Source organism: Butyricicoccus sp. AM32-19 (assembly GCF_003480365.1).
GTDB lineage: Bacteria > Bacillota > Clostridia > Oscillospirales > Butyricicoccaceae > Agathobaculum > Agathobaculum butyriciproducens.
Genome location: NZ_QUIX01000011.1, coordinates 55,838 through 74,408 on the forward strand (window position 1 = coordinate 55,838; position 18,571 = coordinate 74,408).

Annotated in this window: 16 protein-coding genes; 6 read left to right on the forward strand and 10 right to left on the reverse strand. The window is 54.9% G+C overall.

Annotated features, from left to right (window positions below; all coding sequences use genetic code 11):
* Positions 1–8 precede the first annotated feature (8 nt).
* Positions 9–1,457 carry a [FeFe] hydrogenase H-cluster radical SAM maturase HydG gene (gene hydG, locus DW806_RS10075; protein ID WP_118729863.1) on the forward strand — a complete coding sequence of 483 codons (1,449 nt, stop codon included), beginning with the start codon at positions 9–11 and terminating at the stop codon, positions 1,455–1,457.
* A 12-nt stretch (positions 1,458–1,469) separates the two neighbouring features.
* Complete coding sequence (gene hydF, locus DW806_RS10080; protein ID WP_118729864.1) at positions 1,470–2,687, forward strand: [FeFe] hydrogenase H-cluster maturation GTPase HydF; 1,218 nt, start codon at positions 1,470–1,472, stop codon at positions 2,685–2,687.
* A gap of 236 nt (positions 2,688–2,923) precedes the next feature.
* Here the strand turns inward: hydF and thiD are convergent, their stop codons facing one another.
* The gene (gene thiD, locus DW806_RS10085) at positions 2,924–3,721 is read right to left on the reverse strand and encodes a bifunctional hydroxymethylpyrimidine kinase/phosphomethylpyrimidine kinase (RefSeq protein ID WP_118729865.1); all 798 of its coding nucleotides are present in this window, start codon (positions 3,719–3,721) and stop codon (positions 2,924–2,926) included.
* Between the two features lies 1 nt (position 3,722).
* On the reverse strand, positions 3,723–4,616 hold the full coding sequence (locus DW806_RS10090) for a radical SAM protein (protein WP_199677300.1): 894 nt from the start codon (positions 4,614–4,616) through the stop codon (positions 3,723–3,725).
* Between the two features lie 178 nt (positions 4,617–4,794).
* On the opposite strand from DW806_RS10090, the gene metF reads away from it, so the two are divergent.
* From metF to DW806_RS10105, 3 genes are read left to right on the forward strand one after another with little or no spacing between them, the layout of a single operon-like run.
* Complete coding sequence (gene metF, locus DW806_RS10095; protein ID WP_110436794.1) at positions 4,795–5,655, forward strand: methylenetetrahydrofolate reductase [NAD(P)H]; 861 nt, start codon at positions 4,795–4,797, stop codon at positions 5,653–5,655.
* Entirely contained in the window at positions 5,652–6,296 is a 645-nt protein-coding gene (locus DW806_RS10100; RefSeq protein ID WP_118729866.1) for a vitamin B12 dependent-methionine synthase activation domain-containing protein, read from the forward strand. Before metF ends, DW806_RS10100 begins: the two co-directional genes overlap by 4 nt.
* A gap of 5 nt (positions 6,297–6,301) precedes the next feature.
* On the forward strand, positions 6,302–8,671 hold the full coding sequence (locus tag DW806_RS10105) for a homocysteine S-methyltransferase family protein (RefSeq protein WP_110436796.1): 2,370 nt from the start codon (positions 6,302–6,304) through the stop codon (positions 8,669–8,671).
* 232 nt (positions 8,672–8,903) lie between these two features.
* Here DW806_RS10105 and DW806_RS10110 read toward each other — a convergent pair whose 3' ends face one another.
* Together DW806_RS10110 and DW806_RS10115 are read right to left on the reverse strand one after the other, a co-directional pair.
* On the reverse strand, positions 8,904–9,902 hold the full coding sequence (locus tag DW806_RS10110; protein WP_118729867.1) for a helix-turn-helix transcriptional regulator: 999 nt from the start codon (positions 9,900–9,902) through the stop codon (positions 8,904–8,906).
* Positions 9,895–10,419: an O-acetyl-ADP-ribose deacetylase gene (locus tag DW806_RS10115; RefSeq protein WP_116704923.1), complete on the reverse strand. Its 525-nt coding sequence runs from the start codon at positions 10,417–10,419 to the stop codon at positions 9,895–9,897. The genes DW806_RS10110 and DW806_RS10115 overlap by 8 nt, the downstream gene beginning before the upstream one ends.
* Before the next feature lie 129 nt (positions 10,420–10,548).
* Between DW806_RS10115 and DW806_RS10120 the strand changes: the two genes are divergently transcribed.
* Complete coding sequence (locus DW806_RS10120) at positions 10,549–11,601, forward strand: tyrosine recombinase XerC (RefSeq protein WP_118729868.1); 1,053 nt, start codon at positions 10,549–10,551, stop codon at positions 11,599–11,601.
* A 210-nt stretch (positions 11,602–11,811) separates the two neighbouring features.
* Here the strand turns inward: DW806_RS10120 and pyrB are convergent, their stop codons facing one another.
* The 6 genes from pyrB to DW806_RS10150 all read right to left on the reverse strand — a co-directional run bounded on the left by pyrB (position 11,812) and on the right by DW806_RS10150 (position 18,521).
* Positions 11,812–12,876 carry an aspartate carbamoyltransferase gene (gene pyrB, locus DW806_RS10125; RefSeq protein WP_117488072.1) on the reverse strand — a complete coding sequence of 355 codons (1,065 nt, stop codon included), beginning with the start codon at positions 12,874–12,876 and terminating at the stop codon, positions 11,812–11,814.
* Positions 12,877–12,964: 88 nt separating this feature from the next.
* Positions 12,965–14,137: an ABC transporter permease gene (locus tag DW806_RS10130; RefSeq protein WP_118729869.1), complete on the reverse strand. Its 1,173-nt coding sequence runs from the start codon at positions 14,135–14,137 to the stop codon at positions 12,965–12,967.
* Positions 14,134–15,090, reverse strand: a complete 957-nt coding sequence (locus tag DW806_RS10135) for an efflux RND transporter periplasmic adaptor subunit (protein ID WP_118729870.1) — start codon at positions 15,088–15,090, stop codon at positions 14,134–14,136. Before DW806_RS10135 ends, DW806_RS10130 begins: the two co-directional genes overlap by 4 nt.
* Positions 15,091–15,151: 61 nt before the next feature.
* Positions 15,152–16,507, reverse strand: coding sequence for a DNA repair protein RadA (gene radA / locus DW806_RS10140; RefSeq protein ID WP_110436803.1), 1,356 nt, complete (start codon positions 16,505–16,507; stop codon positions 15,152–15,154).
* A gap of 10 nt (positions 16,508–16,517) precedes the next feature.
* On the reverse strand, positions 16,518–17,216 hold the full coding sequence (locus DW806_RS10145) for an N-acetylmuramoyl-L-alanine amidase (protein WP_118729871.1): 699 nt from the start codon (positions 17,214–17,216) through the stop codon (positions 16,518–16,520).
* 51 nt (positions 17,217–17,267) lie between these two features.
* Positions 17,268–18,521: an S-layer homology domain-containing protein gene (locus DW806_RS10150; RefSeq protein ID WP_158578348.1), complete on the reverse strand. Its 1,254-nt coding sequence runs from the start codon at positions 18,519–18,521 to the stop codon at positions 17,268–17,270.
* Positions 18,522–18,571: the final 50 nt, after the last annotated feature.

The window sequence follows — 18,571 nt, forward strand, 5'->3', positions numbered from 1 at the left end:
ACAAAAAAATGGCTCAGTACAACCCGAAATCACTCCATGCAGAGGAGTTTATCAACCATGAGGAAATCCTTGAAACGCTGAAATACGCCGAGGAGAACAAGCACAACATCGAGCTGATCGACAGCATTCTGGAAAAGGCCCGTCCGCAGAAAACAGCTACCGGCGTACACTGTGCCGGTCTGACGCATCGCGAAGCCTCCGTGCTGCTGGCCTGTGATATCCCCGAGAAGATCGAGGAGATGTATCAGCTGGCCGAGGAGATCAAGCTGGCGTTCTACGGCAACCGTATTGTTATGTTTGCACCGCTGTATCTGTCGAATTACTGCGTGAACGGCTGTGTTTACTGTCCGTATCACGCAAAAAACCGCCATATCACTCGCAAAAAGCTGACGCAGGAAGAGGTTGCCCGCGAGGTTATCGCACTGCAGGATATGGGTCACAAGCGCCTTGCCATCGAGGCCGGTGAGGACCCGGTCAACAACCCGATCGAGTACATTCTCGAGTGCATCAACACCATTTACTCCATCAAGCATAAAAACGGTGCGATTCGACGTGTCAACGTCAACATTGCGGCGACAACGGTCGAGAATTACCGCAAGCTGAAGGACGCCGGCATCGGCACTTACATTCTGTTCCAGGAGACCTACCACAAGCAGAGCTACCTCAAGCTGCATCCGGCAGGTCCGAAGCACGATTACGACTACCACACCGAAGCAATGGATCGCGCGATGGACGGCGGTATCGACGACGTTGGTCTGGGTGTTCTGTTCGGTCTGGAAATGTACAAGTACGAGTTCGCCGGTCTGCTCATGCACGCCGAGCATCTGGAGGCTGTACACGGCGTTGGCCCGCATACTATCAGCGTACCGCGTATCAAGCGCGCGGACGATATCGATCCGAACGTATTCGACAACGGCCTGAGCGACGAGCTGTTCGCAAAGGTTATCGCGTGCATCCGCATTGCCGTGCCGTACACCGGCATGATCATCTCCACCCGCGAGAGCCAGCAGGTGCGTGAGAAGGCACTTGGTCTGGGCATTTCGCAGATCAGCGGTGCTTCCCGTACCTCGGTCGGTGGCTATGAGGAAGAGGAGCGTCCGCACGACTCTGAGCAGTTTGATGTATCCGATCAGCGCTCGCTCGATGAGGTTGTTCACTGGCTCATGCAGCTTGGGTTTATTCCGTCGTTCTGCACCGCCTGCTACCGTGAGGGGCGCACCGGCGACCGTTTCATGAGCCTGTGCAAGAACGGCCAGATCCTCAACTGCTGCCACCCGAACGCATTGATGACACTCGCGGAGTATCTGGTCGATTACGCAAGCGAGGACACCAAGCGCGTCGGCATGGAGCTGATTCAGGAGGAACTTAAAAAAATCCCGCGCGATAAGGTACGCGAAATTGCAGCCGAGCATATCAAGGATATCTGCAGCTCCAACCGCCGTGATTTCCGCTTCTAAGGAGGGTTTCCTATGGGACTGAACGCACAGCCCTCCGGCGAGCGCGTACACATCGGCTTTTTCGGCCTGCGCAATGCGGGCAAATCCAGCGTGGTAAACCGCGTGACCGGACAAACACTGTCCATTGTTTCCGATGTCAAGGGCACGACCACCGATCCGGTGCAGAAGGCGATGGAACTGCTCCCTATCGGTCCGGTGGTTATCATCGACACGCCGGGCATTGATGATGAGGGCACGCTCGGTGAGGAACGTGTCCGCCGGGCGCTCCGCGTGCTGGAAAAGACGGATATTGCGGTTCTTGTCACGGACAGCACGCGCGGTTTGCAGCCTGCCGAGCAGGAGCTTATCGAGCTGTTCCGCAAGCGGGAGATTCCGTTTGTCATCGCGCACAACAAGGCGGATTTGACTTCGGTTCCTGCCGCCATGCCGGAAAACGAGATTTACGTCAGCGCAGCAGCCGACAGCAATATCCGTGAACTCAAGGAACTGATCGCACGAGCCGTCAAGCCGACCGAGCCGGAAAAACGTCTGGTTGCTGACCTGCTTGCGCCGAATGACACAGTCGTACTGGTCGTGCCGATCGACTCAGCCGCACCGAAAGGCCGGCTGATCCTGCCGCAGCAGCAGACCATCCGCGATATTCTGGAAGCAGGCGCAATTTCGCTTGTCACCCGCGAAACCGAGCTGACCCGCACGCTGGAATCCCTGCGTGAGCCGCCGCGGCTGGTTATCACGGACTCACAGGCGTTCGGCATTGTGGACAAGCTGGTGCCGAAAAATGTCCAGCTGACCTCGTTCTCCATCCTGTTTGCCCGATACAAAGGCAATCTGCGGCAGGCGATTCTCGGTGCTGCACAGCTGAATTCTTTGCAGGATGGCGATACTGTGCTCATCTCCGAAGGCTGCACGCATCACCGCCAGTGCGGCGATATTGGCACGGAAAAACTGCCGAACTGGATTCGCAGATTTACCGGCAAGGATGTGCAGTTCTCGTTTACCGTGGGCAATGAGTTTCCTGAGGACGTGAGCAAGTACGCACTTGTCGTGCACTGCGGCGGCTGCATGCTGAACGAGCGGGAAATGCAGTATCGTCTGCGGCACAGCGCCGAGCGGAATGTGCCGATGACCAACTATGGCATTGCCATCGCTCATATGCACGGCATTCTCGATCGTGCGCTTGCTCTGTTCCCTGATCTGCATCAGGCATGGAGCAGCACCGCAAACGGATAAAACATGGGGCGCGCTGAAAACAGCGCGCAAGAAAAGACGAGTAAGTTTCTCCGAATGGGGTTTGTTTACTCGTCTTTTTGCTTTAGATTAAGGTGTGAAACAACACCGGTGCAGTGTAAATGAGTGCAGGGACAAGAAGCCTTCTTCAGCCTTTTGCCCCTGTATTCTTTGCACTTTTTCTTGCTTACATTTTGAAAAATTGAAATGCTTGGTCTGCGTCGGGAATGCACCGCAGTTCACGCATGCCAGTGCTCCCAATCCGCAATGCGGTGCTGCAGCGGACCGGAACCGTGACCAAGATCCAGCTTGAAGTCAATACAGGCGGTCAGATACCGCTTGGCCCGCTTGACGCTGCCGACGAGCGACACGCCATGTGCCAGTCCGCATGCGATTGCACTGGATAGCGTGCAGCCGGTACCGTGCGTGTTCGGGTTGTCAATACGCGGCGCGGGAAGCCAGTGCATTTCTGTGCCGTCAAACAGCAGATCATCTGCGCAGTCTGCCAGATGACCACCCTTGACCAGAACGGCGCCGCCGGTCTTGCCGACGATTTCGCGTGCCGCCTGCTCCATATCTTCACGATTGGTGATGGTATGGCTGCAGACAGCGGCTGCCTCATGCAGATTAGGCGTTACCAGAGTGCACAGTGGGAACAGCTCCTCCTGCAGAACCTTTGCCGCATCGTGATGCAGCAGCGCGGTACCGCTTGAGGACATCATTACCGGGTCGAGTACGATATTCTTGGCGTGGTACGCCTTCAAGCGCTCCGCTACTGTGTGAATAATCTCTGCGTCATACAGCATGCCGACCTTGACGGCATCCGGAAAAATATCGTCAAACACACAGTCAATCTGTTTGCCAACCAGTTCAGCGGAAACCGGCTGCATACCGAATACACCAGTGGTATTTTGTGCACACACGACAGTGATAACGGCCATGCCATACACTCCGAAGGCTTCAAAGGTTTTCAGGTCGGTCTGAATACCTGCGCCGCCTGTCGGGTCGGTGCCTGCAATGCTGAGAACGGTTTTCATGTTAATTTTCCTCCAATCCTGTGCCGTCAAAGGCGGGAATAAAGCTCTCGCTGATGGATTCATCTTGCTGAAAAAAGCCGCCGAGTCCAAGCTCACCGAACAGCGTACAGGCATCTGCGTACTCCTCTGCGGTGATGGTGCGGTCAAGCTCGGGATAATCCTGCATATCAAACGGCGTGTACTGCCGCATAAGGCTGACAAGTACGCTGTCGCCCCATCGAGAGGCAATATCCCGAAGCACCTGCGCGGTGTCGCCGGCCAGTCCGGGCAGCATCAAATGCCGGATGACGGTGCCGCGCTTCAGCAGACCATTTTTATCAAACTGCGGTGCACCTGTCTGGCGCACCATTTCATCAATAGCCGGAACAGCGAACTCACGGTAATCCTCCGCATGCGAGTACAGACCTGCATAGTAGCTGCTGTAATACTTGTAATCCGGCAGATAGATGTCAATGTGACCATCGAGCAGCTGCAGCGTTTCCACCTGCTCATATCCGCTGGAATTGTATACAACAGGAAGCGAAAGCCCCTGTTTTCGGGCAATTTGCAGCGCTTCGATAATTTGCGGCACATAATGGGCGCCGGTAACAAGGTTGATGTTATGCGCACCTTTTTTCTCCAGAGAGAGAAAGGTTTTCGCCAGTGCATCTGCCGTAATGTTCTGTCCCTCGGCCTCTCTGCGGCTGATCTTTCGGTTTTGGCAGAACACACAGCCGAGCGAGCAATGAGAGAAAAACACCGTGCCCGAGCCATTTGTACCCGAAATCGGCGGCTCCTCCCACATATGAAGCGATGCGCGTGCAGCTTCGATTTCGATGCCTGCACCGCAGGCTCCGCGACTTTTTGTGCGGTCTGCGCCACAGGCGCGCGGACACAGCTGACAGTTCTTAAGCATATCGGTCAAAATAATCCCTCCGATACGTTATATTATATCGTATTTTTGTCTGGAAATAAAGTAGGGAAATGTGATATAATAAACACTACGGCTTTGGAACGTATAGAATTTTCACGCGGATCAAAATCGTGTCTTTTTTATTAAACAGAAATACGAGTAGAAACATAGGAGATGCAACATGAAGGTTTCCCAACTTTTGAATCAGGATAAAGTAACCCTTTCTTTTGAGGTATTCCCGCCCAAGACCAGCAGCAGCTATGAGTCTGTCGCACACGCAACACAGGAGATTGCGGCGCTGCGTCCGGACTTTATGAGCGTTACATACGGTGCAGGCGGCGGCACAAGCGAACACACTGTTAACATCGCAGCAGATCTCAAGAAAAAGTATGATGTTACCGTTCTGACCCATCTGACCTGTGTTTCCTCTACCCGTGAGCACGTTGCAGCGATGGTAAAAAAGTATAAGGATGCCGGTATCGAGAACATTCTTGCACTGCGTGGTGATATTCCGGAGGGCGGTGCTCCGCATTCTGACTACCACTATGCCGCTGAGCTGGTACGCGATATCAAGTCGCAGGGCGATTTCTGCGTCGGCGGCGCCTGCTACCCGGAGGGTCACGTTGAGGCAGCCAATAAAACCGAGGATATTCTGCACCTCAAGGAGAAAGTAGACGCAGGCTGTGAGTTTCTGACTACGCAGATGTTCTTTGATAACAACATCATGTACAACTTCCTGTACCGCATTCGAGAAAAGGGTATTACGGTTCCGGTTGTTGCGGGCATTATGCCGGTGACGAATGTCAAGCAGATCAAGCGTATCACTTCCATGTCCGGCACCTACCTGCCCGAACGCTTCAAGGCCATCGTTGACCGTTTCGGCGACAATCCGGCGGCTATGAAGCAGGCAGGCGTTATCTACGCGACCGAGCAGATCATCGACCTGATTGCAAACGGCGTCAACCATATCCATGTTTACTCGATGAACAAGCCGGAAATTGCCGCAGGCATTCAGTCCAGCCTGTCGGAGATTCTCAAGTGATTGAACTGGATAGATCGGAAGCCATTCGCTACATGGGCTATCACGGCACGCAGCCGGATGAGGCAGTACAGGCCAGCCTGACACGATGCGGTGAAGCACTGCAGCAGGCGGCAGAACCCAGGTCGATCTACCGCGTGTTTCCGCTGCAGCATATTGATGCGCAAACGTTCGAGATCGCAGATGTACAAATTCACAGCAAAAATCTGGCACGTAATCTGCAGGGTTGCAGCGAGGTCTGTCTGATGGCAGCAACGCTCGGCATCGGACCGGATCGCCTGATTGCCCGCGCGTCTGCAGTCCGGATGAGCGACGCGGTGATCTATCAGGCGGCGGCAGCGGCCATGGTCGAGACCTATTGCGATGAGGTCAACGAACGCATCCGGCAGGACGCAGCGCAGCGCGGCATGTACTGTCGGCCGCGGTTCAGTCCCGGCTACGGCGATTTTCCGATCGCACACCAGCGGGATTTCAGCCGCCTGCTGGATACGCCGCGCAAGATTGGCTTGACCGTGACCGAAAGTTGTCTTCTGGCACCTATCAAGTCGGTAACGGCGGTAATTGGTCTGTCTGAAACACCGCAGCCGTGTCACCGCAAGGGCTGTGAGGAATGCGGCAAGACGGATTGCGCTTACAGGAGATGAAAAGAATGAAACTGACCGAACGACTGGGAAAAGAATGGATATTTTTCGATGGCGGCATGGGCACCATCCTGCAGGAGCACGGCTTAAAAGCCGGTGAACTGCCGGAAACGTGGAACCTGTCCCATCCGGATGAGATTATTGCGCTGAACCGCAGCTACTTTGAAGCCGGCTGTGATGTGGTGAACACCAACACTTTTGGTGCAAATGCCCTCAAATATCCGGATAACCTGCAGGAAATCGTACAAGCTGCAGTTTCGCATGCAAAAACTGCGCGTCAGCAGGCAGGCCGAGAGGATGCCTATATTGCGCTTGACATCGGCCCGACCGGCAAGCTGCTCCAGCCGATGGGCGACCTGCCGTTTGAACGGGCGGTCGAGCTGTTCGGAGAAACCATTCGCATCGGTGCGGCGGCGGGCGCAGACCTCGTGCTCATCGAAACTATGAGCGACAGCTACGAGGCCAAGGCGGCTGTGCTGGCTGCCAAGGAAAACTGCGACCTGCCTGTGCTCGTAACGCTGATTTTCGATGAAAAAGGCAAGCTGCTGACAGGCGGCACGGTGGATTCCACGGTTGCCATGCTCGAGGGCTTGCGCGTAGACGCGCTCGGCGTTAACTGCGGTCTTGGTCCGAAGCAGATGCACCCGATCATCGAGCGTCTGACGCAGGTCAGCTCGCTGCCGATTATCGTCAACCCCAATGCCGGTCTGCCGCGCAGCGAAAACGGCAAGACGGTATTCGATATCGCGCCTGCTGAGTTTTCCGACCTGATGGAAGAAATCGCAGGCATGGGCGTGCAGGCACTTGGCGGCTGCTGCGGCACTACGCCGGAGCATCTGCGGCTGACCATCGAAAAGTGCCGTAAGGTACCGTTCCGACCGCCGGTAGCCAAGCGCCGCACGGTGGTCTCCTCGTTCTCGCAGGCCGTGGAGATCGGGCCGAAGCCGGTTATCATCGGCGAGCGTATCAACCCGACTGGCAAGAGCAAATTCAAGGCAGCTCTGCGCGAGAATAACATCGAGTACATCCTCGGTGAAGGCATGGCGCAGGAGGACAGCGGCGCACATATCCTTGATGTCAACGTCGGTCTGCCTGAAATCGACGAACCCGTGATGATGGAGCGCGTTGTTACGCGCCTGCAGAGTGTTATCGCGCTGCCGCTGCAGATTGACACCTCGGATACCATCGCAATGGAGCGCGGCATGCGTCTGTACAACGGCAAGCCGATGATCAATTCGGTCAGCGGCAAGATGGAAAGCATGGAAGCCGTGTTCCCGCTTGTACGCAAGTACGGCGGTGTTGTTGTTGGTCTGGCACTGGATGAAAACGGCATTCCGTCCACGGCAGAGGGCCGCATCCGGATTGCAAAGAAGATTTACGATACAGCGGAGAAATACGGTATTCCGCATGAGGATATCGTGATTGACGGTCTGGCAATGACCATTTCGTCGGACAGCGGTTCGGCTCTCGTAACGCTCGAAACGCTGCGCCGCATTCGTGATGAGCTGCACGGTCACTCGATTCTCGGCGTATCGAACATTTCGTTTGGTCTGCCGCAGCGTGAGATTGTCAACTCGAACTTCTTCACGATGGCGATGCAGAGCGGTCTGTCCTGCGCGATCATCAACCCGAATAACGAGGCGATGATGAAATCGTATCGTTCCTATCTGGCGCTGGCCAACCTGGATGAGCAGTGCGCAGGCTATATTGCGGCCTACGGCAACCAGCCGGCAGCGGCTCCTGCGGCAGCAGGCGGCACGGCGATGCCGCTTGCGGAGAGCATTGAACGCGGCCTGCGTGAACGTGCGATCGACGCGGCAAAGGAAATGCTGCAGACGGTTCCGCCGCTCGAGGTTGTCAACAACGAGCTGATTCCGGCGCTTGACCGCGTCGGCAAGGGCTTCGAGAAGGGCACCGTGTTCCTGCCGCAGCTGCTCATGAGCGCAGAAGCGGCCAAGGCGGCTTTCGAGGTCGTAAAGGACGCGATGAAGGGCGAAAGCCAGCAGATCAAGGGCAAAATTATTCTTGCGACCGTCAAGGGAGATATTCACGATATCGGCAAGAATATTGTCAAGGTTCTGCTGGAAAACTACGCCTATCAGGTACTCGACCTCGGCAAGGACGTTCCGCCCGAGGTGATCGTTGATACCGCTATCAAGGAAGATGTTCCTGTGGTCGGCCTGAGTGCGCTGATGACGACAACAGTTGTCAGCATGGAAGAGACCATTAAACAGCTGCGTGAGAAAAAGCCGGGCACCAAGGTCGTTGTCGGCGGTGCTGTGCTCACACAGGAATACGCAGATTCCATCGGCGCGGACTGCTACGCGAAGGACGCTATGGCAACCGTGCATTATGCGGATTCCGTATTTGGCGTATAAGATAAGAAAAAGAGACTGTATCACCGATACAGTCTCTTTTTTATGAAATTAAGCGGCGTCTTCGAGTTCTTCGAGCGCCTCCTGCTTGGTGTCGGCAGAGAAAAGAAACGCGCCGGTTCCGTCATATACTTCAATGTGTCCGTTTACATATTCGAGAGTGCAGTTCATCTTGCGCATCCCCTTTCCTTTTGTTGTACATAGTATAACAAAAGGAAAGTACGTTAAACGGTACTTAGTCTATGAATTTGTGAATCTGCTTTTCAAACGCTTCGCAGACCTCCGGCGGGTTTACAATGCGCACATCTCCTTCCAGACTGAACACCCAGGAAAAAAACTGCGGACTGACAACAACATCCACATCCAGATAAAAATGTTCGTTATCCGCCGGAAATAGACGCAGACTGCTGCCGAAGCGATCGAGCATGACACCGATAAAGCGGTTCAGGCATTTCAGTTTCACGGTTTTCTCCTCGCCGGAGAACATGCCGAACACCTTACGGGAGTAGGCTGCCGCGTCAAACCGATCGTCGAACAGCTGTTTACCCTCACGAGGCAGGTCGGTCTGCACAAGTGAATCCATCTTATCTACGCGGTAGTGGCGGATTTCACCGGCATCGTGATCGAAGGCAATCAGATAGTAATTTTCATTGTCCCACGTTAGTGCCCACGGACTGACGCGGTAGCGCGCACCATCTCGGCGGTACTGCTTTTGAATGCGCGGACTGGCAGAGAAATTCAGCACCCAGTTGAAATAGCGAAACGTAATCTGGACATCGTTGGATATGGCCGCATGCAGCGCATCAATATTGTAGTAAATCTGCTCATTAAGCGTTTTCACACGTTCGGAAACATACACCTGACGCTGGAGCGTATGTGCTTCATGGTCACTGGTGAGGTGCTCGATTTTGCCGATGAGCTCGTTGGATTTTTTCTCGGTGATAAAGCGGGAGCACTGGATTGCATCCACGAGCAGCTTGAGCTCGGGCAGTTCAAATTCGCGTGACGCGACGTAATAGCCGCCGCCGGTACCTCTCTGACAAATTACATCCAGACCAAAATTCTGGAGTGCTTCGATGTCCGAATAAATGCTTTTGCGTTCAGCGGTAATGCCGCAGCGCTCGAGTGCCGCACGCAGTTCATCTGTGGTGAGTTTATGGTTCTCATCCGTTCGCTGCAGCAGGATTTGGTATAAATACAGCAGCTTCAGCTTTTGATTCGGATTTTTAGACATGGTTAGCCTCCCGTTCAGAAAGCGCGTTTTGATACGCCGAAAGCGTGGTTCCATCAAAGCAGATCATGCTTACCTGCTCAATTTCTGCATGAGTTGAAAGATATTCCTCAATCGTACGGATAGCGATTTCAGCGGCACGATTCAGCGGAAAGCGATACACACCAGTGCTGATGGACGGAAACGCCACGGTTTTGCAATTTAATTCAGATGCAATGCGCAGGCAGTTTTGATAGCAGCCTGCCAGCAGTACCGCCTCACCCGCATGTCCACCGCGCCAGATCGGTCCCGGCGTATGAATGACATACCGACATGGCAGACGATATGCTCGTGTTGCTTTGGCTTCGCCGGTCCGACAGCCGCCGAGCGTACGGCATTCCGCCAGCAACTCCGGTCCTGCCGCTCGATGAATGGCACCGTCCACACCGCCGCCGCCCAGCAGGGACGTGTTGGCAGCGTTTACAATCGCATCGGTCGTGCATTGAGTAATATCTCCGCGCTGAATAGAAATTCGGCTCATCAGCCATGCCCCTTCCATTAAGTTGTTGGCTTTATTATACGTTGTTTTTCCGAAAATTGCAAGTTTGACGCAAATTGCAGAATGCGTTATAATAAATACAGTATCACAGCAGGCGAGGAGAGCGCAGCAATGGACAAGCCGATGAACGAATACGCCGCAGACGCACCGCGCGTTTTGCGGGATTTTTTAACCTATATTTCCACAATACGCGGCAAATCCGCAAAAACCGCACACGAGTATTATCTTGATCTGCGGCTGTTTTTTCGCGTACTCAAGCACAACAAAGGCGCAGTCGATAAAAATCTTCCGCTTGATGAGATCGACATCAGCGACATTGATCTGGATTTTATCCGTGATATCACGCTGTCGGACACCTATGATTATCTGGAATACATGGCGCAGAGCCGCCCAACTCAGCAGAACAGCAACCACACCAATTACGGATTGAGTGTCAACTCGCGTGCACGCAAGGTCTCTGCGATACGCGCGTTTTTTCGGTATTTAACCGATAAACAGCATGTTTTAGAGGTCAATCCGGTCAGCGGACTGGAAGCGCCGACTGTCCGTAAATCTCTGCCGACTTATCTTACAACGGACGACAGCGTGCGGCTTCTGGAATCCGTCACCGGCCCGTATGCCGAGCGAGATTACTGCATCCTGACGTTTTTCCTTAACTGCGGCATGCGTGTTTCCGAACTGGTCGGACTGAATCTGACCGACTTCAAGGACGATACCGTGCGCGTGCTCGGTAAGGGCGGCAAGCAGAGGACGGTATTTCTCAACGATGCGTGTCTTGCCGCACTCGAGCAGTATCTGCCCAAACGCCTGGAGCCGAACGAGCAGGACACGGACGCGCTGTTTGTCAGCAAAAAGCGCAACCGTATTAACGTACAGACGGTCAAGTGGCTGGTAAAGAAATATATCGGTCAAGCCGGACTCGACCCCAAAAAATACTCTGCGCACAAGCTGCGTCACACAGCGGCAACGCTCATGTACCAGAACGGCGTGGATATCCGCACACTGCAAAGCATTCTTGGTCACTCGAGTGTGGATACGACCATGATCTACACCCACATCGAGAATGAAAACATGCGCGAAGCTGCGGCAAGGAATCCGCTGGCGGAAATCCGGCCGAACGGTGAGCGTGTGCCTGTAAAACAGCCAAAAAACAGCGATAAGTAACATAAAAGGGCGCGCTGCAAAATAGTGCGTAAGAAAAGACGGGTAAGTTTCCCCGAAAGGGATTGCTTACTCGTCTTTTTGCTTTATGATTAGGTGTGAAACAAGATCAAACCACCCATTTTCGAAAACAAACGCAGGGACGAAATGCCTTATGCGACCTTTCGTCCCTGCGTTCTTTGCGGACCTGTTCTGCAACAGACTCTTTTTTTATTACAGCTGCATCTCCAGCGCGGCATCACAGTACGGACAGCGGTCACCGACCTTGCCGTGCAGCGGTACATACAGCTCGCTTCGCGTAATGCACTTGTGGTTGGAGCAGCGAATGCCGGGATCTGCACCGATTTCATGATGACCGGCACGCTCGAACGGCAGCTTGGACAGCGTCAGCAACAGTGCCATACGGCCGAACATGCCGAACCGCGCCTGACGGAAGTAGACCGCACGCGGATCATCATCCACGTCCTGTGCAATCTCATCAACACGCGGCAGCGGATGAAGCACCAGCATGTCCTTCTTGGCGCGCTTCATCTTCTCAGCAGTCAGCTGATAATTGCCTTCAAGGTTTGCGTACTCCTCTGCCGTGACAAAGCGCTCGCGCTGAATGCGAGTCATGTACAGCACATCCAGCTCGGGCAGAACTTCATCAATGCTGTCTACCTCGCAGAACGGCATATTGTTGTCTTTCAGGAATTTTACCATATAGTCTGGCAGCTTGAGTGCATCAGGTGCGATCAGATAAAACTGTACATTATGATACCGCTGCAGGAAATGCAGCAGAGAATGCACGGTACGGCCGTACTTCAAATCACCGCACAGACCAATCTTCATATCGTCAGCAGAGCCGCGCATACGCAAAATGGTAATCATATCGGCAAGCGTCTGGGTCGGGTGCAGATGACCGCCGTCGCCGGCATTGATGACAGGCACAGACGAGTACATTGACGCTACCTTGGCTGCGCCCTCTCGCGGGTTGCGCATGACGATCATATCCGCATAGCTGGATACCATGTTGATAGTATCCTTGAGTGTTTCGCCCTTAGACGCAGAAGTGGCGTTCGGATCGGAAAAACCGACAACACTGCCGCCCAGTCTCATCATTGCGGTGGAAAACGACAGGTTGGTACGGGTAGAAGGTTCATAAAACAGGCTGCCCAGCACCTTGCCGCGGCAGGCATCTACATAACCCTCCGGTCGGTCGATAATATTGCTGACCAGCTTGTACAGATCGGAAAATTCTTTTTCCGTTAAATCACATAAATCAATAATATGGCGCATGCAAACTCCATTCCTTTCTACGGTACAGTCGCCCTATTCGTTATTTGTCACTGTTAATGATAGCACAAATGAAGGCGAAAGAAAAGAGTTATTTGCATATTGCGTCGATTGGATTGAGAGCGGCCGCACGAACCGCCGGGAGCAGTCCGGCAGCGGCTCCGCTGAGTGTGGAAAGTATCAGCAATCCGGCAAATACGCGGCCTTCCGGCAGGAGCAGTGCTGCTCCGAAGTGCAGGAGCGCACCTGCGGCTGCCAGACCGACGATTCCGCCGAACAGGCACAGCAGCACAGCCTGCAGGAGAAATGTCCGGCGAATATCATGCGGCTGTGCGCCGAGCGCCAGCAGAATGCCGATCTCCCCTGTTTTCTCGTGAGCGGCAGCCAGCATGCTTCCCATCACACCGATGAGCGCGACAAACAGTGTCACCGCACCGACGGCGGCAAACAGGCCGATTCCCATTTCGGCAAGCTGCTGTACGGTCTGCACCGCACCCGACATATTCTGTACATGCACGCCGCGTACCTGCTGTCGATTGGTCAGGTACTTTTCGATCTGAGAGCTGACCGAAGCAGTATCTGCCTGCGAAATGCACTGCACAAACACTTGATCCGTGCGTTCGGTTTGCGACGCGATACACGCATACGGCACATAGACCAGATGCGGTGCAACCGCCGACAGCATTCCGCCGAATGCCCCCGTCTGTGCCCGCACAACACCGCATACCGTGAAATACCGGTCGGTGTCGTTTACCTTTAGCCGAATCTGCCGTCCGGTGATATTTGTCCGTCTGTACAGCGTCTGTGCCAGATCATCGCCGACCACGGCGACCGGCTCAGCGTTTGCACACTGCCATGCGTTCGGCAGTGTGCCTGCCAGCATCTCCATTTGCATGACTTCACCGAGCCGTTCGTCTGCACCGAGAAGTACCGCGTGCTCAGTTGTGTGTCCGACGCGCACGGTGCCGCTCTGCGCCTTGATCGGCATCAGCGCGCGAATGCCGTCCACATCCTGCTCTATCTCATCCGCCAGTGCTGCCGAGAGTATCGTTCCCGCGTGTCCGCTTTCCGTGTACACCGATAAACCGCTGACACCGAGTGTCTGCAAACCGACGTCCACCTGTTTTCGCCCATACAGACCAATGGAAAGGATAAGCAGCAGTGCACCGCTTCCAACCGCAACAGAAAGCGCGCAAAGTGCCGTCCGCAGCGGACTTTCCCGCAGATTATGTGCCGCCAGTGATAGAATATCCCGCAGTCTCATGTCTGTACCTCCACCGGATCACCGTCAGTCAATTCATCGGGCGGCGACAGAATGACCGATACACCTGTCGGCAAGCCGTCTATAATTTCAACCGTATCCTCGAGCAGATAGCCGGTCTGTACCGCGCACTGCACGGCATGGCCGTCCTGCACGCAGAATACAAACTCTTGTTCTCCACGCTGGCAAATTGCTTCATACGGTACAACCGCAGCATCGTCCCGATGGTCTGTGAATACCTTAACGGTCGCGGAATAGCCGGGGCGCAGATTTTTGGTTGAGCCGTTCAAATCGAGCAGCACCTCAACGGTTGCTTCAGGATCTTCGTTTGTCAGACTAAAGGTTTTCACAGCCGCAGGAGCAATTGTGGTTAATCCGGCGTGAAAGGTGCCGTCCACTGCCGAAAATGTGATGTTAGCGCGCTGCCCGACAGCAAGCTCTCCTACATATAGCTCGGGAGACTGCGCACGCACGCGCAGCTTATCCGGATTCGCAATTTGTATGCACGGCATATCGACCGATACACTCTCGCCCGCCTGCGGAACGGTCAGCACAGTACCGTCCATCGGCGCATACAGCGCGTGAGCGTCCTCGGCGGTGACAGTGTTCACCGTGCCGGAAATTGCAAACACGCTCTGTGCGGTCTGCCAGTAATCCGCAGCTGTTTGCGATCTGCCGATATCAGTCAGCGTGCACAGAATATCACCCTTCTGCACGGTGTCGCCTGTTGCGGCATACACTGCACTTACTACACCATTTTTCGCCGGACAAACCGCTGTGCTCTCTGCGGACTCGACCGTACCGAAAATCGTCACACTATTGTAGATATCCTGCGTTTCGGCGGCCGCTGTGCGTACCAAAAACGCCTCCGGCGGACGGTGTTTCCACGACCAGAACAGCATTGCCGTCAGCACACCTGCCGTCGTAAGCAGCACCGCGCGGATCTTATTCTCCAAATGCAAAACCTCCCCTGACGCAAACTGAGTTTAGTCTGCGGAGAGGAGGTGAAAATTATGCTTACAATACGGCACGAATCGCGTCACCGACGGTTTTCGCACGCACGATATTCATTTTCTGCAGCAGGTCCTCGTCCACATCCTGCATAGGCATGATGCAGGTGTGGAAACCAAGACGATATGCTTCATTGATACGCTGTCCCGGATTGGATACCGCGCGCAGCTCGCCGGTCAGACCGACCTCGCCGAAGCTCATGACGCCTTCCGGCAGCGGCTTGTCCCGAAAGCTGGATGCGATTGCCAGCACCATCGGCAAATCCACAGCAGGCTCGTCCAGCCGCATGCCGCCGACAACGTTGACGTACACATCGCTCGATGACAGAAACAGCCCGCAGCGTTTTTCCAGAATGGCGAGCAGCAGCACCATGCGGTTGTAGTCCACGCCGGCAGCGGTGCGGCGCGGCACACCAAACTGCGTTTTCGCAGCAAGCGCCTGCACCTCGGCGAGCAGAGGACGGCTGCCCTCCATCACGCAGGCAATGCAGTTGCCGGACGCACCCTGCGGATGACCGGCCAGCATAGCCGCAGACGGATTCTGCACCTCGAGCAAACCGTGATCGCTCATTTCAAACACGCCGATTTCATTGGTTGAGCCATAGCGGTTTTTCGCCGCACGCAGACAGCGGAACGGACCTGCGGATTCCCCCTCGAAATACAGCACGCAGTCCACCATGTGCTCAAGGATTTTCGGGCCTGCCAGCGTACCCTCTTTGTTGACATGACCAACAATAAAAATCGTCACGTTGCGATTCTTCGCGTACTGCATCAGGCTCATCGCGCATTCCTTGATCTGCGTTGTACCGCCGGGAGCGGCAGTTAAATCGCGCTTATAGACCGTCTGGATAGAGTCCACGATTAGAATATCCGGCTCGAGCAGCTCGGTTTCGTTGATGATCTGCTCCATGTCGGTCTCGGCAAGGATGTACAACTCGGGTGAAGAAATGTGCAGACGTGCCGCACGAATTTTGATCTGCTTGAGCGATTCCTCGCCCGAAACATAGAGCACGCGTGCGTTTTTGCACATTTCCTGACACATCTGCAGCAGAAGCGTCGATTTGCCGATGCCCGGCTCACCGCCGACCAGCACAAACGAGCCGTGTACAGCGCCGCCGCCGAGAACGCGGTCGAGTTCACCGATTCCAGAATGGAACCGGCTTTCGTCTCCGGTATCAATATCCTTGAGCAGCGTCGGCCGCGATTCGCCGCGCTGAAATGTATTCGTGCCGCGTGCCGCCGAAACCGGCTTCTCCTTGAATTCGCTCATGGTGTTCCATGCGCCGCAGGACGGGCATTTGCCGTACCATTTCGGACTTTCATAGCCACAGTCACCGCACAGAAAAACTGTCTTTTGCTTCATATTTCCTCCGTTACATACCGCTCTGGCTGCGTAAATATCCGCAGATCACGGCGGCAGCAAGTTGTTTGTGATAGGCTTCGTCCCGCAGCCGCGCTTCTTCGGCCGGATTGGACAGAAAGCCGCATTCGATGATAACCGCCGGGCAGTCCAGCTTTTTCATCAGATAGATGGCGCTGTCTGCCTGTTTAGCCTTGCGATGATTCAATGGGTCGCAGCCGTCAATCAGGCACTGCTGTATCTGCTCGGCCAGCGGCTTGCCCTGCACATTCCCTGTCGAGTAAAACACCTGTGCACCGTGGTACTGTGCGTCACTGAATTTATTCAGGTGAATGCTCAGAAACACCGGTGACGGAATGCTGTTTACCAGCTTTTCTCTCGCCTTGATATCCGCGATTTTGTTCTCTCGCACCGTGCGGGAAGGGTCGTAATCAAGTGCATTTTCATCCGGCCGCGTCATAGCAGTCGGCACACCGAAGAAATTCGCCAGCACCTGCACCCGTTTTGCAATGCTCAGATTGATATCCTGCTCGGCGGTTCCATCCGCGCCGACCGCACCGCCGTCAAAGCCGCCGTGTCCGGCATCGATGACGAGCGTAACTTCGGTGTTCCCTGCCGTCTGCATTGCACGGGTTTTCTGCTCCATGCCAAAGCACAGCACCAGCGCCAGTGCCGCCGCGGCGCAAACGCCGCATTTCAGCCGTCTCTCCATCTCCGCACCTCCGTATCACACAAATATGCGAAAAAGGCGGAACTTATGCGTTTACTTGGGCGCGTTCAGCACAGCATCTGCGCCGGTTTTGTCCAGTGTGCTGATGATAGCAGGCGCTGCCGTCATGCCGTCCAGCGTGAAGGCTGCGGAAACGCTCTGCCTGCGAATCGTGCCGCCGCTGACCGACTGTGTTACCGTGGTCGGCTGCAGCCGGACGGCTTCGTCTAAATCACCCAGTGCACTTTCGACCGACCAGAGCAGTTCGGTGTACGCGTTCGGCGTATCGGCACAGGTAATGATCCAGCTGCCTGCACGCTGACTCAGCGAATCGACACACACCAGCGGTACGCGGCCATACATCGCGGCAAGGCCCTCCTGCTCAGCGGCAGTCACCAGCTCTGCCGACCATGAGCCGTTCAATTTGTGATATAGCGCACCGTCCGACAGATAACTCTGCGTCAGCAGCTGCTTATCCGATGTATTCGGCGCGGAAAGCGTCATTTTACGGTCGGTGAGCAGTTCATTCTTCTCGCGGTCGAACACGGTGGTCTCGCTCGTCTGCACCTGCATGACGGTCTTGCCGTCATGAGTTACAGCCACCGGAGACGCAAATTCGCTGTTGACCGAGTAATGCAGCAGAGCATCCATACCGGCGGTTGCCTCGCGGTACTGCGCGTAGGTCGAAAACAGATTCTGATACGATTTCGCGTTCGCTTCGGTTATCGCGTTTTCGCTGACAAGCTGGTCCAGCAGTGTGCCTTCGCTGTTCTTCGGTGAAACGGACAGCGCCGTGTAGCTTGCCGCTGCAGCATCGTCGCGCAGAAAATTCTGCGTGTTGATGATACCGGTGTCGTAAATACCCTGCTCGCGAGCAGTCTCTATCGCGTTCGCATAGCTGAAATCCGCCGTATCCGAGTAGCCGAGCGCACGCAGCAGGAACACCGCGTACATCTGCGCGGTGCACTTGCCGGTCGGATTGAAGGTCGTCCGGCTCGTGCCATTCGCCAGACCGTTGCTGTACAGATACTGCACATACGGCTTTTCCCATCCCTTGAGATCGGTAAACGGTGCAGTATACGTCAGCGTCTTGACCTCAGCCTCCTTGCCGAGCAGCCGCACCAGCATGACAGCCGCTTCCGCTCTGGTCGGCGTGCGGTCAAGATCGTAGCCGTTCTGCGTGCCCTGAAACAGACCCATTTCGTGCAGCGAATCCGCACAATTCGTATAATTTGCCGCAAAGGCCGAAGCGGTCAGCATAGCAGCGGCAGCCGCGCCAACACAGACAGCGCGTAACCATTTATTCATAGCCCTATCCTCCTGAACTGATATTGCCGATAAAAATACAGTATAAGTAT

What these genes read in the sequence shown, in the direction of transcription:
- hydG (WP_118729863.1), top strand. Translation starts at nt 9, where the DNA reads ATGGCTCAGTACAACCCGAAATCACTCCATGCAGAGGAGTTTATCAAC.
- hydF (WP_118729864.1), top strand. Translation starts at nt 1,470, where the DNA reads ATGGGACTGAACGCACAGCCCTCCGGCGAGCGCGTACACATCGGCTTT.
- thiD (WP_118729865.1), bottom strand. Translation starts at nt 3,721, where the DNA reads ATGAAAACCGTTCTCAGCATTGCAGGCACCGACCCGACAGGCGGCGCA.
- DW806_RS10090 (WP_199677300.1), bottom strand. Translation starts at nt 4,616, where the DNA reads ATGCTTAAGAACTGTCAGCTGTGTCCGCGCGCCTGTGGCGCAGACCGC.
- metF (WP_110436794.1), top strand. Translation starts at nt 4,795, where the DNA reads ATGAAGGTTTCCCAACTTTTGAATCAGGATAAAGTAACCCTTTCTTTT.
- DW806_RS10105 (WP_110436796.1), top strand. Translation starts at nt 6,302, where the DNA reads ATGAAACTGACCGAACGACTGGGAAAAGAATGGATATTTTTCGATGGC.
- DW806_RS10110 (WP_118729867.1), bottom strand. Translation starts at nt 9,902, where the DNA reads ATGTCTAAAAATCCGAATCAAAAGCTGAAGCTGCTGTATTTATACCAA.
- DW806_RS10115 (WP_116704923.1), bottom strand. Translation starts at nt 10,419, where the DNA reads ATGAGCCGAATTTCTATTCAGCGCGGAGATATTACTCAATGCACGACC.
- DW806_RS10120 (WP_118729868.1), top strand. Translation starts at nt 10,549, where the DNA reads ATGGACAAGCCGATGAACGAATACGCCGCAGACGCACCGCGCGTTTTG.
- pyrB (WP_117488072.1), bottom strand. Translation starts at nt 12,876, where the DNA reads ATGCGCCATATTATTGATTTATGTGATTTAACGGAAAAAGAATTTTCC.
- DW806_RS10130 (WP_118729869.1), bottom strand. Translation starts at nt 14,137, where the DNA reads ATGAGACTGCGGGATATTCTATCACTGGCGGCACATAATCTGCGGGAA.
- radA (WP_110436803.1), bottom strand. Translation starts at nt 16,507, where the DNA reads ATGAAGCAAAAGACAGTTTTTCTGTGCGGTGACTGTGGCTATGAAAGT.
- DW806_RS10145 (WP_118729871.1), bottom strand. Translation starts at nt 17,216, where the DNA reads ATGGAGAGACGGCTGAAATGCGGCGTTTGCGCCGCGGCGGCACTGGCG.
- DW806_RS10150 (WP_158578348.1), bottom strand. Translation starts at nt 18,521, where the DNA reads ATGAATAAATGGTTACGCGCTGTCTGTGTTGGCGCGGCTGCCGCTGCT.